14 protein-coding genes are annotated in these 16025 nt (G+C 33.5%); 8 read left to right on the forward strand and 6 right to left on the reverse strand.

The genetic code is table 11. The features are described 5' to 3' along the window. Positions 1-23: 23 nt before the first annotated feature. The 3 genes from TD29_RS13360 to TD29_RS13370 form a co-directional block, all read right to left on the reverse strand. On the reverse strand, positions 24-545 hold the full coding sequence (locus tag TD29_RS13360) for a hypothetical protein (protein WP_040281250.1): 522 nt from the start codon (positions 543-545) through the stop codon (positions 24-26). Positions 546-673: 128 nt separating this feature from the next. Beyond that, positions 674-3091, reverse strand: a complete 2418-nt coding sequence (locus tag TD29_RS13365) for a sodium-translocating pyrophosphatase (protein WP_040281251.1) — start codon at positions 3089-3091, stop codon at positions 674-676. A gap of 131 nt (positions 3092-3222) precedes the next feature. Next, positions 3223-3750 (reverse strand): inorganic diphosphatase, encoded by a 528-nt coding sequence (locus tag TD29_RS13370; RefSeq protein WP_040281252.1) that lies wholly within the window; start codon positions 3748-3750, stop codon positions 3223-3225. Positions 3751-4301: 551 nt separating this feature from the next. On the opposite strand from TD29_RS13370, the gene TD29_RS13375 reads away from it, so the two are divergent. Then, entirely contained in the window at positions 4302-4649 is a 348-nt protein-coding gene (locus TD29_RS13375) for a hypothetical protein (protein ID WP_040281253.1), read from the forward strand. 28 nt (positions 4650-4677) lie between these two features. Here the strand turns inward: TD29_RS13375 and TD29_RS13380 are convergent, their stop codons facing one another. Beyond that, a complete protein-coding gene (locus TD29_RS13380; protein ID WP_040281254.1) occupies positions 4678-7188 on the reverse strand; it encodes a DUF5686 and carboxypeptidase-like regulatory domain-containing protein in 2511 nt (836 codons plus the stop codon). 141 nt (positions 7189-7329) lie between these two features. Continuing rightward, positions 7330-8307 carry a pyruvate dehydrogenase complex E1 component subunit beta gene (locus TD29_RS13385; RefSeq protein ID WP_040281315.1) on the reverse strand — a complete coding sequence of 326 codons (978 nt, stop codon included), beginning with the start codon at positions 8305-8307 and terminating at the stop codon, positions 7330-7332. A 327-nt stretch (positions 8308-8634) separates the two neighbouring features. Here TD29_RS13385 and TD29_RS13390 point away from each other — a divergent pair, with 327 nt between their 5' ends. The 6 genes from TD29_RS13390 (at position 8635) to TD29_RS13415 (ending at position 14356) form a co-directional block, all read left to right on the forward strand. Next, positions 8635-9381 carry an electron transfer flavoprotein subunit beta/FixA family protein gene (locus tag TD29_RS13390; protein WP_040281255.1) on the forward strand — a complete coding sequence of 249 codons (747 nt, stop codon included), beginning with the start codon at positions 8635-8637 and terminating at the stop codon, positions 9379-9381. A gap of 21 nt (positions 9382-9402) precedes the next feature. Further along, positions 9403-10365 (forward strand): electron transfer flavoprotein subunit alpha/FixB family protein, encoded by a 963-nt coding sequence (locus tag TD29_RS13395; RefSeq protein WP_040281256.1) that lies wholly within the window; start codon positions 9403-9405, stop codon positions 10363-10365. A 118-nt stretch (positions 10366-10483) separates the two neighbouring features. Next, the gene (locus tag TD29_RS13400) at positions 10484-11098 is read left to right on the forward strand and encodes a bifunctional nuclease family protein (protein WP_040281257.1); all 615 of its coding nucleotides are present in this window, start codon (positions 10484-10486) and stop codon (positions 11096-11098) included. A gap of 12 nt (positions 11099-11110) precedes the next feature. Beyond that, positions 11111-12868: a nucleoside transporter C-terminal domain-containing protein gene (locus TD29_RS13405; RefSeq protein ID WP_040281258.1), complete on the forward strand. Its 1758-nt coding sequence runs from the start codon at positions 11111-11113 to the stop codon at positions 12866-12868. A gap of 15 nt (positions 12869-12883) precedes the next feature. After that, complete coding sequence (locus tag TD29_RS13410; protein WP_040281259.1) at positions 12884-13393, forward strand: DUF7738 domain-containing protein; 510 nt, start codon at positions 12884-12886, stop codon at positions 13391-13393. Between the two features lie 138 nt (positions 13394-13531). Continuing rightward, entirely contained in the window at positions 13532-14356 is an 825-nt protein-coding gene (locus TD29_RS13415; protein WP_040281260.1) for a thymidylate synthase, read from the forward strand. A gap of 96 nt (positions 14357-14452) precedes the next feature. Here TD29_RS13415 and TD29_RS13420 read toward each other — a convergent pair whose 3' ends face one another. Then, a complete protein-coding gene (locus tag TD29_RS13420; RefSeq protein WP_040281261.1) occupies positions 14453-14752 on the reverse strand; it encodes an isoamylase early set domain-containing protein in 300 nt (99 codons plus the stop codon). Between the two features lie 298 nt (positions 14753-15050). On the opposite strand from TD29_RS13420, the gene TD29_RS13425 reads away from it, so the two are divergent. Then, on the forward strand, positions 15051-15986 hold the full coding sequence (locus TD29_RS13425) for a dihydrofolate reductase (protein WP_040281262.1): 936 nt from the start codon (positions 15051-15053) through the stop codon (positions 15984-15986). Positions 15987-16025: the final 39 nt, after the last annotated feature.

Genomic DNA, 16025 nt, shown 5'->3' on the forward strand with positions numbered 1-16025 from the left:
CTAAAATCTTAAAAAATAAAATCTTAAATATGGCTGTAATTCATTTCCACATAGATAAGCTCTTCAATATCAGATTTAATTTTAGAGAGCAACGTCATAAGTTTACCATGATTGGTTTTTAATACACGTAATGATTGTTGTAGTTTATCTTTTCCGCAGGTATCTATATTAAGTTCACATAAAGCGATATCGTGTTCTAGATATCCAACTTTGTGATCTAACTCATAAATTTTAGCAACTACAGTTTGAAACTCGGTTTTATAGCCTGAAATTTGACTCATACAGTTTGGTAATGCTGTTTTTAAATCGTCTAAAAACTGTTCAAATTTGAGATTAACTCTAGAATGTGCACAGCCCAAACGTTTATTTCTAAGGGATTGTTTACAAAGATTTACACGATTAAAAACAAGCGTATCATCAAATATGTTGCCAATAGGGTGACCAGAACCATCTACAGCAACTTTTTCATGAAGCATTTGACATTGTACAACCTCAAAATCGTGAAGTCTTTTTAGTAATTCGGAAATGTGCTTAGCTGTATCCATTTGGCCTTAAAATTAAATAATTTTAAACACCTATAAACCCGCAAAAACACCTGAATATTAAGCATAAAAGAGCCACGATAAACGTGGCTCATTAAATAAATAAATAAATAAATAAATATAAATTAGGGTTATTCTTTAATGACTTCCATTTTTTGAATCGTCTTAATGTCTTGACCTTCGCCATTAGTAGTAGATGCCTCAAACGCTTCTAACTGTGTTTCAACTTCTTTTTGAGTCCCAGAGAACGTTTCTTTTTTAGTTACAGTTTCTCCGTTTTCTATCATCGTGTAAGTCACTGTAGCTTGAGCTATATCTGTAGAGGTACCTATAACGGTTTCAACTTCAACTTCTGTTGTTGCCAATCCTGTTTCCGAAGTATGTCCGCCTAAAATTGGTGCAATTACCAAACCAATTAAACAGGTTAATTTAATTAAGATGTTCATAGATGGTCCAGAGGTATCTTTAAATGGATCTCCAACCGTATCACCAGTTACCGCAGCTTTATGTGCATCACTACCTTTATAGGTCATTTCTCCATTAATTTCTACACCAGCTTCAAAAGATTTTTTGGCATTATCCCATGCACCTCCAGCATTGTTTTGGAAAATTGCCCATAACACACCAGATACTGTAACACCAGCCATATAACCACCTAACATCTCTGCAATGGCTAAATGATCCATACCAAATAACATGGGTACAAATGCAATAACTAAAGGAAAACCAATAGTTAATAAACCTGGTAACATCATTTCTTTTAATGACGCTTTTGTTGAAATATCAACACATTTATCATATTCTGGCTTACCAGTACCTTCCATAATTCCTGGAATATCTCTAAACTGACGTCTTACTTCTTCTACCATTTCCATAGCTGCTTTTCCTACAGCATTCATGGCTAATGCAGAGAATACTACTGGCACCATTCCTCCAACAAATAACATAGCTAGAACTGGTGCTTTAAAAATATTAATGCCATCAATTCCTGTAAAGGTTACATAAGCAGCAAATAATGCTAATGACGTTAATGCAGCCGATGCGATAGCAAATCCTTTTCCGGTAGCTGCTGTTGTATTTCCTACTGAATCTAAAATATCTGTACGTTCTCTAACGATTGGTTCTTGTTCGCTCATTTCAGCAATACCACCTGCATTATCAGAGATTGGTCCAAAAGCATCAATTGCTAACTGCATAGCTGTTGTAGCCATCATTGCCGAAGCGGCTAATGCCACACCATAAAATCCTGCAAAAGCGTAAGATGCCCAAATAGCACCAGCAAATAATAACACTGATGGGAATGTAGAAATCATACCTGTAGCTAAACCAGCAATAATATTGGTTCCTGCTCCTGTAGACGATTGCTGTACAATTTTTAAGATTGGAGATTTTCCTAACCCTGTATAATATTCAGTAACTGATGAAATCACAGCACCTACAAATAACCCAACTAAAGTAGCGTAGAATACACGCATTGCAGAAATCTCAACTAAACCTTCGCCAAAGAAATTCATTGTCATGGTTTCAGGTAACATCCAAGTTACTAATGCAAAACATGACAGAGCAACTAACACAATAGAAGTCCAGTTACCTACATTTAAAGCACCCATAACTTGAGTTTCTTTAGCATCATTACTTTTAATTTTCACCAACATGGTACCAATAATAGAAATAATAATTCCTGCTCCAGCAATTGCCATTGGCAGTAAGATGGGACCAATACCACCAAAAGCATCAGAGATAGCTCCACCCATATCTTTAATCACATAGTTACCAAGCACCATAGCAGCCAATACTGTTGCTACGTAAGAACCAAATAAATCGGCTCCCATTCCTGCAACATCACCTACATTATCTCCCACGTTATCTGCAATAGTTGCAGGATTACGAGGATCATCTTCTGGAATACCGGCTTCTACTTTACCAACTAAATCGGCACCAACATCGGCAGCTTTTGTATATATACCACCACCTACTCTTGCAAATAATGCGATAGATTCTGCTCCTAAAGAGAAACCTGCTAATGTTTCGAGTACAATAGTCATATCCATTGTATTGGTCCATTCGCTTCCCATAAAGAACCAAAAGAAAAATATAAAAAATGCGGTTAAACCTAACACAGCCAAACCAGCAACTCCAAGTCCCATTACTGTACCACCTCCAAAGGAAATTTTAAGTGCATTTGGTAAACTGGTACGCGCAGCTTGTGTTGTTCTAACATTTGTTTTTGTAGCAATTTTCATCCCAATATTTCCTGCATAAGCCGAAAATACGGCTCCAAAAATAAAAGCAATAACGATTAGCCAATGTGTAGTTGGTACCACAATAGAGACAACAGCCAAAAGAACACTTACTATCACCACAAAAATGGCTAGTAATCTGTATTCGGCATTTAAAAAAGCCAAGGCTCCTTCATAAATGTGATCTGAAATTTCTTTCATTTTACCATCTCCAGCATCTTGTTTCATAACCCATGATTGTTTTACAACCATGTAAATTAATCCTAAAAGTGCCAATGCAATTGGCATGTAAATCATTAGTGATTCCATATTTTAAATTTTATTTTGATTAGTTATTAGCTAGGTAAAAGTAGTAAAATGAATCATATTTTACCAAAAAAGCAATATTAATTACTTAATATTGCTTTTTTAATAGTTTTGTGTTAAAAAACCTGTGATTATTAAATTGTAAAAGTGCGCTTCTTTTTATGCTCACTATTATCATAACGCTCTACACATTCATGATAGATTTTTATAGCTTCGGCAGCGTCTCCCCAACCACCTGTATCAACTTTTTTCTTTTCTAAATCTTTATAGACTTTAAAGAAATGTTCAATCTCTTTTAAACGATGCGGATTTAAATCATTTATATCATGATTATTACTCCAAATAGGATCAGAAACTGGTACACAAATAATTTTTTCATCAGGACCTTTTTCATCTGTCATATGAAACACACCAATTGGTCTTACTTCCATTACAACCATTGGGTATGTTGGCTGGTGCCCTAAAACCAATACATCTAAAGGATCACTATCTAAAGCTAAAGTTTCAGGTATAAACCCATAATCTCCAGGATACATCATTGATGAAAACAACATACGATCAAAACGTATTTTGTGTAAGGTAAAATCGTATTCATATTTATTACGACTCCCTTTTGGGATTTCTATTAATACATCAAAAGTTAATTTTTCGGTTTCAGACATGTGTTTTATTTTTTCTACGGAAATTGGATTTCTAATTTTACTTTATCTAACTGCGAGATTCGTTAGGCGTTTACCATACTAAATTTCGGGCTGTAAAGATAGTGTATTGTTTGAGTTTTGACAATAATATTTTGAATTTGAGTTTTTAATATAATAAGACAAAACGAAGTTACCAATGACATACAAAAAACACGTTGCTAAACTATAAACTGCTGGCAAATAGCGTTATAAATTGAGTATATTTAGAAGCTTATAAACAAGCTACAAACGAAAAGCTTGGATAAATTTAATTTTGTCAATATTAAAACGGAATAATCCTATATAACTATCTATATCTGATTGTTGGATTTATCATACAAAGAAAAATAATATTTAAAGCACAGTTTAAAGTAGCCTCAATCGTTATAATGGTAAATAGCGTTACTAATGTCACTATAGAAACCACAAAAATAAATATCCATGCTTTTTACACCATTCTCACACAAAATGAAAATTCAAGTAAACTCATCTACCAATTGTTAACCAATTAGCGACCTGTTACAACAATCTGTATGGCTAATAAAAAAGAACTAGAAGCACTTGTGAAGGTCGACGCCAGAATTGAGATAACAGTTATTTTAAACACGAGCCAAACCAAACTAGCAGAAGCAATGGTTATCACTCAAAAAAGCGAATACGATTACTCACGAGACGAATACTTATCCAACATATATTACTTCACATACGAAACTGTTGAAGATTTTCAATTTAAAATCTCAAAACTATACGAAACTTCTTTGACTGCAACAATGCATGGTAACTGCGTGATAAATGGCTCTAATGGCTTAAAACCGAATGCACAATTATTGATAACTACCCAATTTAAACGTGATAAAACTTTAAAACGAACAGTTAAATAATATAATGTGTTATCCTTAATAAAGTAGGCTAAAAATTAAACCCAAAGCTACCTGTTACACCAAAAGGTCTAGCATCTGGAGTATCTAAATAATTGCCTCTAAAGTTGAAATCTATTCGTAAGATTTTAAAAATATTACCAACTCCAACACTATACTCGTAGTAGATATCATCATTTGGTGCAATTAAAGGTGTTTCTATTGGATTCCCAGTAGTGTTAAGTGCGATGTTTTCCGCAGATAAATCACCCCAAACTCCTCGTACACCAACAATAGCTCTTAAATTATATTTTTTAAGAAATGGAATTCTTGAAAAAATACGACCATTAAAATTATGTTCTAAATGTAAAGAGGTATACGTATCTGTTACAAACTCATAGAAATCTAGCTGTGGGAATGTGTTATAAATTGAAAAATACGATTGATTTCCTGGCACTACATTTAACAATCCTAACGGCACTTCTCCAAATGTTTTTCCTACTTCAATTGTTGTTGTTAAACGGCCAAAGCCACCTACTTGCCATGGTTGAATGTAAGAAAACTGAACTTTTGTATAATCAAAATCACTATTAAATATGTTTTTATCTGCACGTGTTACTTGTGCAAATAGACTTGCAAATCCATCATTAGCTGTACGACGTTCTACACCAAATCCTGTCATTTTTCGCTTTGGATAATAAGATAAAGACAAGGCTGTTTCGTATTGTTTGATTTCCGAAGAAATACCAGAAGGCGATTCTGGATCAATATAATCTAAACTAAAGGTTGGTGATGCAGATGAAAGTGTTCTGTAAGTTCCGCTAGTTCTAATTACAAAGTTTTTACTAGGTTCGACTTCTAGAGCCAACGTGGTTAAATTCACATTGGTTAGTTTATCATTAGTACTCGTACCCACAACGGCAGATGATGCCAAACTACGACCTAATACATCGGTAGATGCGGTTAGATTTGCACCAATTTGCTCAATATCTCGTCGGTTTCCTCCTGAAATTATAAAGCGGTTCTTTTTATCTACAAGCCACTTACCAGAAATACCGTATTTAAATTTATCATCTCTAAATCCGTAGGCTAAAAACCCTTCTACTCTCCAAAGGTCATTGGGACCAAAATAGGTTCGTCCACCACCTCGTATTCGCATGCCTTCGACTTCATTATATCCAAACACCGAAAAAACAGGTCCAATATCTAAATTTAAACTAGGCACTTCAATATAACCTGAAGCCAGAATACTTCCAACATTATAAAGTCGTTTAAACTTTTTAACGGTTTTTAGAGTATCCAACATTTTGTAAACGCCTTTTTCATCTTTACTTAGGGATTCCATTCGGTTTTGCTCCCAAAAATCATCGTCACGATTGTAAGCGTCTTCATTATAATTATAGACTTCTTCATCGTAAAACTTCTCATTTTTAGCTATGTCAAATTTATAATTATCATATAAGGTTGTTCGTTTTCCGTAAACACCACGTGACTTTTCTTTTTTATTTAAGGCAAAATCAGATAACATATAATCCCGCTTAATTAAAAATAGTGTATCATTTAAAACTTCAAATTCTTGCTCTATATAAATCTCTTTTACCCAGTTAATGTTCGCACTTTTTGATGCTTGAAGATTAATATCTTTTATAGCATACGTAGAGTCATTAACCCAAAAATCTCCTTTAAAGGTCAATTCGTTTTTACGTCTTGGGTAATAAACAATATTATAGCACCATTTATTATCGATAAAAGCACTATCAGACAAGACATAATTATAGGTTTGAACTCCTGTGCGCGACAACGGACTCACAAAGCTCTTATCAAAAAACTTAAGGTAGTTATCGTAGATATTAAAATCTGCGTAGAGGTCATCAATAAAATCGATAATAATTTGATTATTACTAAAACCTGAATTTTTATTTCCCTTTAGATCGCTCTTTTCTTTATTGATTAGGTTGTCGCCATATACTTTACTTACGGCTTCATTAATAAAAATTGGCAAATAAGTTTTACCGGTAATATTAGAGGTATCAACTTCTTCAAAAACGAATTCCATCCCTTTAAACAGTTTACTCTTTATAAGTGCACTGTCAATAGTATTAAGGTCAAATTCTACTTTTTCGTATTTATCGTATTCGTACTGTTTAAATTGTTCTAAACCGTTTTTTCGTTTACGTTCCCAAATTTTTTGAAGGATTCTAATCGCAGGATTTTCTGAAGCTTTTTTAGATTGCTTCCCTGTGACAATAAGTACGGCATCTAATGCTCCTGCCTCTTCCTTTAGTATAAACTTAAGGTCGTAGTTAACTTTATTATCAAGTTTGACTTCCTGAACTTCATAGCCTAAAAAGGAAACGACTAAGGTATCCCAAGTATTATTAGATTCTAAATAAAAACGTCCGTCTTCGTTTGAAATAGTCCCTTCCGTAGACCCTTTAAATAAAATATTAGCATAGGCTACAGGTGCATTGAATTCATCAAAAACATAACCACTTACTTTCGTTTGAGCAAAAGACAAGGCTATTCCGAAGAAAAATAGTAAAATGAGGAGCTTCTTTTTCATGTACATAGGTTTTGCAATTTAGTTTTGGTTGGGTTTAAAATTGCAATTGCCAGTCTTATACTGGTTTGAGTGTTCAAAACTAAAAAAACTTCATCAACAATCGTGCTAATGAAGTTTTTTAACGTAAAATATGCGTTTTAATTATTTGTACATCACTTTATTTACCGCTTTAATAACTTCGGTGTAGTCTGGTAACCACTCAGCTAATAAAACTGGAGAATAAGGTGCAGGCGTATCTGCTGTATTAATTTTAACTATTGGTGCGTCTAAATAATCAAATGCTTCCGCTTGAACTAAATATGTGATTTCTGTAGACACGTTTCCAAATGGCCAAGCTTCTTCTAAAATTACAAGGCGATTGGTTTTCTTTACAGAGGTAATTATAGCCTCTCTATCTAAAGGTCTAACCGTTCTTAAATCTATAATCTCACAAGAGACACCGTCTTTCTCAAGCTCGTCTGCCGCTTTATAAGCTTCTTTTATAATTTTTCCGAAGGAAACAATAGTCACATCTGTACCTTCTCTTTTAAGTTCAGCAACTCCTAAAGGGATTGTATATTCACCTTCTGGCACTTCACCTTTATCACCATACATCTGCTCACTTTCCATAAAAATTACAGGATCGTCATCTCTAATTGCAGATTTCAATAAACCTTTGGCATCATAAGGTGTAGAAGGCACAACCACTTTTAAACCAGGCGTATTTGCAAACCAATTCTCAAAAGCTTGAGAGTGCGTTGCTCCTAATTGCCCAGCAGAAGCTGTAGGACCACGAAAAACAATAGGACATTTAAATTGGCCACCAGACATTTGTCTAATTTTAGCCGCATTATTTATAATTTGGTCAATCCCAACTAGAGAGAAATTAAAGGTCATATACTCAACAATAGGACGATTTCCCGTCATCGTTGAACCAATCGCTATACCAGCAAAACCAAGCTCAGCAATAGGTGTATCAATAACACGCTTAGCTCCAAATTCGTCTAACATACCTTTTGAAGCTTTGTAAGCTCCATTATATTCTGCAACTTCCTCACCCATTAAATAAATGCTTTCATCTCGACGCATTTCTTCGCTCATGGCTTCGCAAATTGCTTCTCTAAATTGAATTGTTTTCATGTATTCATTTTTTTTACGAATAACAAAAATAGTAATTATTGATAATAAAATAACATAAATTGTAGCTGAAAACATATTATAAGCCCAACCCAACTATACACAACTTCATTTTCTTCTTATTTCTTCGGAAATGTGCCAAACCAAAACAATTTTAACGCTAATAAACTTTGAATTATTCGTAATTTAGCGCAAAATTTATAAGATTTCCCTAACTATTTAGATGATTTCTCTAGTTTTCATAAAATATATTATGCATGCATAGTAAAATTTGAAATTTTATAATTATCTTCGTCCTTTAAAAAAAATACTCATAATAAATTATTAGATATGAAAATATTAGTATGTATTAGCCACGTACCTGATACGACTTCAAAAATTAATTTTACCGATGGTGACACAAAATTTGACACCACTGGTGTTCAATTTGTAATTAATCCTAACGATGAATTTGGTTTAACTCGTGCCATGTGGTTTAAAGAAAAGCAAGGCGCTCAAGTTACTGTTGTTAATGTTGGTGGACCAGAAACCGAACCTACACTTCGTAAAGCATTAGCCATAGGAGCTGATCAAGCCATACGTGTAAATACGCAAGCTAAAGACGGCTATCAAGTTGCCAAAGAAATCGCTAATGTGGTTAAAGATGGTGCATTTGACATCGTTATTGCAGGTCGTGAATCTATTGACTATAATGGTGGTATGGTTCCAGGAATGATCGCTGCCCTAACCAACGCTAATTTTGTAACTAACTGTATTAACCTAGAAGTTGATGGCACAAATGCTACCGCAATGCGAGAAATTGATGGTGGTAAAGAAACAGTAGCCACAAGTTTACCTCTAGTAATTGGTGGGCAAAAAGGATTAGTTGAAGAGAGTGATCTACGTATTCCTAATATGAGAGGTATTATGATGGCTCGTAAAAAACCATTATCTGTTGTTGAACCTATCAATGCAGCTGCCGAAACTAATTCGGTTAAATTTGAGAAACCAGCTCCAAAAGGTGCTGTAACTCTTGTTGCTCCAGATAATCTAGATGAATTAATCAATTTACTTCACAACGAAGCAAAAGCGATTTAATTAACCCTTAAAAGAAAAAACATGTCAGTTTTAGTATATACAGAATCAGAACAAGGAAAATTCAAAAAAACAGCTTTTGAAGTTGCCTCTTATGCCAAAGCAGTTGCCGACCAAATGGGAACAACAGTAACAGCTATCACAGTAAATGCTGGTGACTCATCTGAGTTAGGTAATTATGGTGTAGATAAAGTTTTAAATGTTAATAATAGTGATTTAGATAAATTTAATGCTAATGCCTATGCTAGTGCAATCACGCAAGCAGCACAGCAAGAAGGAGCTAAAGTAGTGGTATTAAGTTCTAGTGCAGATAGTAAATATCTAGCACCAATAGTTGCCATTGGCTTAGACGCTGGTTATGCCTCTAATGTTGTAGAAGCACCTTCAAGCACATCTCCTTTTACAGTAAAACGTACCGCTTTTACTAATAAAGCATTTAATATGACTACCATAGATACCGACACGAAAGTTGTTGGTGTATCTCAAAATTCATTTGGACTTGTAGAATCTAACGGAACTGTGTCTTCGGAAGACTTTTCGCCTTCAATACCAAGCATCTCAGTTACAGTACAATCTGTAGATAAAGCAACAGATAAAGTTTCAATTGCCGATGCCGAAGTTGTTGTTTCTGGTGGTCGTGGACTTAAAGGTCCAGAAAATTGGGGAATGGTAGAAGAACTAGCCGAAGTTCTTGGAGCCGCAACCGCTTGTTCAAAACCAGTATCAGATTTAGGATGGAGACCACATAGCGAACACGTTGGTCAAACAGGAAAGCCTGTAGCATCAAATTTATACATAGCTATTGGTATTTCTGGAGCTATTCAACATCTAGCAGGTATTAACGCTTCTAAAATAAAAGTAGTCATCAATACAGATCCTGAAGCACCTTTCTTCAAAGCAGCAGATTATGGAGTGGTTGGTGATGCTTTTGAAGTTGTACCTACTTTAATAGAAAAATTAAAAGCTTTTAAAGCACAAAACGCGTAATTTTTAAAAATCAGCGGTTATAAAAAGGACTGTTTTGATTTGGTACTCTAAACTTAAATCTGCATTTTGCAGTTGTTAAAGTCTAAATTAAAACAGTTCTTTACGTTTTACTATAGTTATGAGTCTAGTTAGATTAAACATTAAAGGAATTTCATACAGCCAAACCCAAAATGGTGCGTATGCTCTAATTCTAAATGAAGTAGATGGTGATAGAAAACTACCAATCGTGATTGGCGCTTTTGAAGCGCAGTCCATTGCGATTGCTCTAGAAAAAGAAATTAGACCACCTAGACCACTTACCCACGATTTATTTAAAAATTTTGCAGATCGTTTTGATATTGTTGTCAAACAGGTTATTATACATAAACTCGTTGACGGTGTTTTTTATTCTAGCCTAATTTGTGAACGTGATAAAATTGAAGAAATTATTGATGCTAGAACTAGTGATGCAATCGCTTTAGCATTGCGTTTTAAAGCACCAATATTTACCTATAAAAACATTTTAGATAAAGCCGGTATTTATCTTAAAGTTAATCCTAAAAAGGACGGTGAAGACCAAGATCAAGATTCTATACTCGTAGATGACATGGTCGTTGAAGAGATAGAAGCTAGCATCCAAGACAATTATATGGATAAATCTCTCCAAGAATTACACACACTCTTAGAAGAAGCTGTTAATAACGAAGATTATGAAAAAGCAGCCAAAATTAGAGACGAAATTGACAAACGATAATACAAGTTTCTTATGAAGAATTTTCTACTAGCTATTGCAGCTATTTTTTTTGGACTCACATTGACTTTTGGTCAAACTTTAGAAAAAGATTGGCAATTTGAGGCTGTAAAAAATGACTCTGGTATTTCGTTATATACCATTCAGGATTCTGATGCATTTCAATTAAAAGATGGCGAATTTAACTATGCCATAAAAGCAATTGATACTTTAGGCGAATTTTCTGGAAATTATATGTTTCAGAATAACTTATTAGTTCTCTATTATGACGTACCTACAGAAAAAATTGAACGTTATAAAATTTCCGAATTAACAGATTCTACACTAGTATTTGCCAATAAATTGCAAAGTTTTAGTTTTAAATCTGCATCAAATGTTACCGCAGTTGTTGAAACAAAAGAAGACGTTACAGGAAGTATCATACCTAGTCAAGGATTTTCAATACATAGTTTATGGCGCGGAGTTCTTGGTATGATTTCTCTAATTTGCATTGCGTTTTTATTTAGTAGTAATCGTAAAGGTATTAATTGGAAAACCGTAGGTATTGGTTTGGCACTGCAACTCATTATCGCTATTGGAGTTTTAAAAGTTGATTTTGTAAAAACAATTTTTGAATTTATCGGACAAGGTTTTATAGAAATTCTAAGCTATACAAAAGCAGGAAGTGAGTTTCTATTTGGTGGTATGCTCGATATCACTTCCTTCGGATTTATTTTCGCATTTCAAATACTGCCTACAATTATATTCTTCTCAGCACTAACTTCAGTTTTATTCTATTTAGGATTAATTCAAAAAGTAGTAAAAGGTATGGGCTGGCTGCTTTCTAAAGTTTTAGGAATCTCTGGAGCAGAAAGTTTAAGTGTTGCTGGTAACATCTTTTTAGGTCAAACTGAGGCACCATTATTAATTAAGGCGTATTTAGATAGAATGAATAAGTCTGAAATACTCCTTGTCATGATTGGTGGTATGGCAACCGTTGCAGGTGCTGTACTTGCTGCATACATTGGTTTTCTTGGTGGTGAAGATGAAGCTTTACAGTTATTCTATGCAAAACATTTATTAGCAGCTTCTGTAATGGCAGCTCCTGGTGCTATCGTGATTTCAAAAATATTGTTTCCTCAAACCGAAAAGGTAAATACCGACGTACATGTATCACAAGAAAAAATTGGTTCTAATATATTAGAAGCCATTGCCAACGGAACAACAGAAGGCTTACGATTAGCTGTAAATGTAGGCGCTATGTTATTAGTGTTTGTAGCATTTATTGCTATGTTTAATGGTATTCTTGGAGGTATAGCAGGTTTTGATGGTTTCACTATAGAATTTTTAAATATCAAATGGCATTTCACATCATTAAATGAGATTATTGCTGCAAATACGCCTTATGATTCTCTATCTTTAGAATTTATATTAGGCTATGTGTTTGCACCTCTAATGTGGCTTATTGGTGTTGCTACGGAAGACATGGCGCTTATGGGACAACTTTTAGGTATCAAATTAGCAGCTAGTGAATTTATTGGATATATTCAATTAGCAGACTTGAAAAATGCTGCGAATGCAACGCATTTAAAATACGAAAAATCTATTATCATGGCCACCTATATGTTATGTGGGTTTGCAAACTTTGCATCAATTGGAATACAAATTGGTGGTATTGGATCTTTAGCTCCTGGACAACGCAAGCAACTCTCAAAATTTGGAATGAAAGCCTTAATTGGTGGTACGTTAGCATCGTTAATTTCAGCGACAATTGCTGGTATGATTATAGGATAATAAACACTCAACACAATGAAAAACACACTTATCATTATAATGGCTATTGCATGTTTTAATGTTATTTCAGCACAAAAAGATGTTAATATAGAATTCACAACAGATAAAAATGTGATACTCAATGGCACAACACTTACTACTGAAACATCAGTAGAAGATATTAAAACGATACTAGGAACTCCTACAGTATACAAATCTTATAGTAGCGGTAAAACAAATTACCATTATAATGATCTTGGTATTGCATTTCATACCGTTAAAGACAAGTTACTTTTTATTGGTGTAAATTTTAATTGGGATGGAGACAAAACGTTTCCTGAAAATTCGTACACAGGTACGTTTAAAATCGATGACTTGTTAATCGACAAAACATCTGGAAATTCCATAATTGACAACATTAAAATGGTAGATGTAATAGCTATAATGCCAAATCTATATATGTCAAATCCAAAAGTAGAATCCACTCCAATGATTATAGGTTTTAAAGACGATGTAGTTACTCAAATTGGTTTTGAGTTTCACTAAGTTGAGTTCTAACATAGTTAATAACTTTTAATATTATAAAGGGTTGAAATCGTAAAGATTCAACCCTTATTTTTATTTTTATTTTCTGAAAATATTACGTTTAATTTAAAGAGATTTCCGTTTTCACGGAAAGTAAACATGAAACAATACCACGACTTAGTAAAGCACGTTTTAGAACAAGGTAATGAAAAAGGTGATCGTACAGGAACAGGAACAAAAAGTGTTTTTGGTCATCAAATGCGTTTTGATTTAAGCGAAGGTTTCCCAATGGTAACCACAAAAAAATTGCATTTAAAATCTATTATCTATGAATTACTTTGGTTTTTAAAAGGCGATACAAATATTAATTATCTCACCGAAAATGGAGTTAAAATTTGGAACTCTTGGGCAGACAAAAATGGCGATTTAGGTCCTGTTTATGGTCATCAATGGCGTAACTGGAACAATGACGATATCGATCAAATTAAAGATGTTATAAAAACCCTCAAAAATAACCCAAATAGTCGCCGTATGATGGTATCTGCTTGGAATCCTTCGGTTATGCCAGACACCTCAAAATCATTTGATGAAAACGTAGCTAATGGAAAAGCTGCTTTACCACCTTGTCATGCTTTTTTTCAGTTTTATGTTGCCGACGGAAAATTGTCTTGTCAATTATACCAACGTAGTGCAGATATCTTTTTAGGAGTACCTTTTAATATTGCATCTTATGCATTGTTCACTATGATGATGGCTCAAGTTTGTGGTTATCAACCTGGAGAATTTATACACACTTTTGGTGATGCACATATATACAGCAATCACTTTGAGCAATTAGAATTACAATTATCTAGAGAACTAAGACCACTGCCTACAATGACATTAAATCCAGATGTAAAAAATATTTTTGATTTTAAGTTTGAAGATTTTACCCTAGAAAATTATAATCCGCATCCACATATTAAAGGCGCTGTAGCAGTATAAATAGTTGTATTTTAAAACACAGTACATTTAAAAACAAAAAAAGAGCTCTCATCATGATGAAGGCTCTTTTTTTACAACTATATTTTTAACTGTTATTTACAGATTTAAAACACCGTTTTCAGCACCAGCAAAATCGCTCCATGCGTAGGCATCTGCTTGTTCATCGTTAACGTAAGTTCCGTCAACTAAATATCTAAACTCATAAGAGTTATCTTTCTCCAAATCTACAGTACCTTTGAAAGTACCGTTCTTTAATTTTTTAAGTTGCACAGCTTTTTTATCATTCCATTCGTTAAATGATCCTACTACTGTTACTTTTTTTGCATCCTCTGCTGGTACCGAAAATGTTACCTTACAAATAGGCTTGCTTTTTAAAAATTGTTTTTTAATTGCCATATTAATTGTTAATTAATTTACACAAATGTATAAAAGAAAGATTGATACTCAAACGAATACCTTTTGGCAATATGAAGATTTATCAATTTCTTAACGAAGGACTTCTTATAATTTCAACTATGAAAAAATAAGCTTTAAAAATTATGATATCTACAATACGCCAAAACAAGCCTTACTACTTGATTTACAAAATATTAAACACTAAAACGTTTTCGTGCTTTGCTCATTTCCGAAGTAAAAAATAATTACAACGTTTACGTTAAAAACTGTAACTTTACATTTATAAGTATTTTGATTTATGTTCGGTAAAAAGAAAACAATTCCTCAGATAGATAAAGAACAATTAGCATTAATAAAATATGCTGAAAAACGCATTAAACAAAAAAAAGGTGTTTATGTTCATTTTGTTATATTTTTAATTGGAGCTGTAATTTTAATTTTAGCTAATACGGTTTTAGGTATTGGCGAAACGTTTAAAATTGCAGGACTTGATTGGTTTGTAATTGCGATTGTTTTATGGTTAGCATTTTTTGTATATCACTTTGTGAGTGTATTTATAACTCATAAATTTATGGGTAAAGATTGGGAAGACCAACAACGAGAATCTCTCGTGGCCAAACAACAAGAACGCATTAATAAAATTAAGCAAGAATTAATAAAGGAAGAGACAGAAATGGCCAAATCTGAAGTGTTCAATGAACGTATATTAGAGGCAGTACCAGCTGTAAAAAAAAAAGTTGAACGTACTATAATTGTTGCTGCTGGAGAAAACAATGCTATTGGTAAAGACAACGATTTAATTTGGCATTTAAGTGATGACCTTAAACGTTTTAAATCTCTAACAAATGGTCATCATATTATTATGGGACGTAAAACGTTTGAAAGTTTCCCAAAACCATTACCTAATCGAACTCACATTGTAATTACGCGTCAACATGATTACAAAGTTCCTGATGGTGTGATTGTTGTTCACAATATGGAAGATGCTCTTGACGCTGCAAAACGTGATAAACAACCATTCATAATTGGAGGTGGCGAAATTTACAAACAGTCTATGGGTATAGCTGACAAAATTGAAATCACACGTGTGCACCATAATTTCCCACATGCAGACACATTTTTTCCAAATATTGATAGGTCAAAGTGGAAAGAAATAGATAGAATAGAACGTAAAAAAGATGAGAAACATGAATTTGCTTTTACATTTTTGACTTATGAGAGAAAATCTTTCTAATAAAATTCATACAAATTTTACCAACTTTAAATGACTAAT

Origin of the sequence: Psychroserpens damuponensis (assembly GCF_000826655.1) — a bacterium.
Taxonomy (GTDB): domain Bacteria; phylum Bacteroidota; class Bacteroidia; order Flavobacteriales; family Flavobacteriaceae; genus Psychroserpens; species Psychroserpens damuponensis.

Bases quoted from the DNA above. Each gene is read 5' to 3' on its own strand.
- TD29_RS13360 (WP_040281250.1), bottom strand. From the start codon at position 545: ATGGATACAGCTAAGCACATTTCCGAATTACTAAAAAGACTTCACGAT.
- TD29_RS13370 (WP_040281252.1), bottom strand. From the start codon at position 3,750: ATGTCTGAAACCGAAAAATTAACTTTTGATGTATTAATAGAAATCCCA.
- TD29_RS13385 (WP_040281315.1), bottom strand. From the start codon at position 8,307: ATGAAAACAATTCAATTTAGAGAAGCAATTTGCGAAGCCATGAGCGAA.
- TD29_RS13415 (WP_040281260.1), top strand. From the start codon at position 13,532: ATGAAACAATACCACGACTTAGTAAAGCACGTTTTAGAACAAGGTAAT.
- TD29_RS13410 (WP_040281259.1), top strand. From the start codon at position 12,884: ATGAAAAACACACTTATCATTATAATGGCTATTGCATGTTTTAATGTT.
- TD29_RS13365 (WP_040281251.1), bottom strand. From the start codon at position 3,091: ATGGAATCACTAATGATTTACATGCCAATTGCATTGGCACTTTTAGGA.
- TD29_RS13380 (WP_040281254.1), bottom strand. From the start codon at position 7,188: ATGAAAAAGAAGCTCCTCATTTTACTATTTTTCTTCGGAATAGCCTTG.
- TD29_RS13390 (WP_040281255.1), top strand. From the start codon at position 8,635: ATGAAAATATTAGTATGTATTAGCCACGTACCTGATACGACTTCAAAA.
- TD29_RS13425 (WP_040281262.1), top strand. From the start codon at position 15,051: ATGTTCGGTAAAAAGAAAACAATTCCTCAGATAGATAAAGAACAATTA.
- TD29_RS13375 (WP_040281253.1), top strand. From the start codon at position 4,302: ATGGCTAATAAAAAAGAACTAGAAGCACTTGTGAAGGTCGACGCCAGA.
- TD29_RS13395 (WP_040281256.1), top strand. From the start codon at position 9,403: ATGTCAGTTTTAGTATATACAGAATCAGAACAAGGAAAATTCAAAAAA.
- TD29_RS13400 (WP_040281257.1), top strand. From the start codon at position 10,484: ATGAGTCTAGTTAGATTAAACATTAAAGGAATTTCATACAGCCAAACC.
- TD29_RS13420 (WP_040281261.1), bottom strand. From the start codon at position 14,752: ATGGCAATTAAAAAACAATTTTTAAAAAGCAAGCCTATTTGTAAGGTA.
- TD29_RS13405 (WP_040281258.1), top strand. From the start codon at position 11,111: ATGAAGAATTTTCTACTAGCTATTGCAGCTATTTTTTTTGGACTCACA.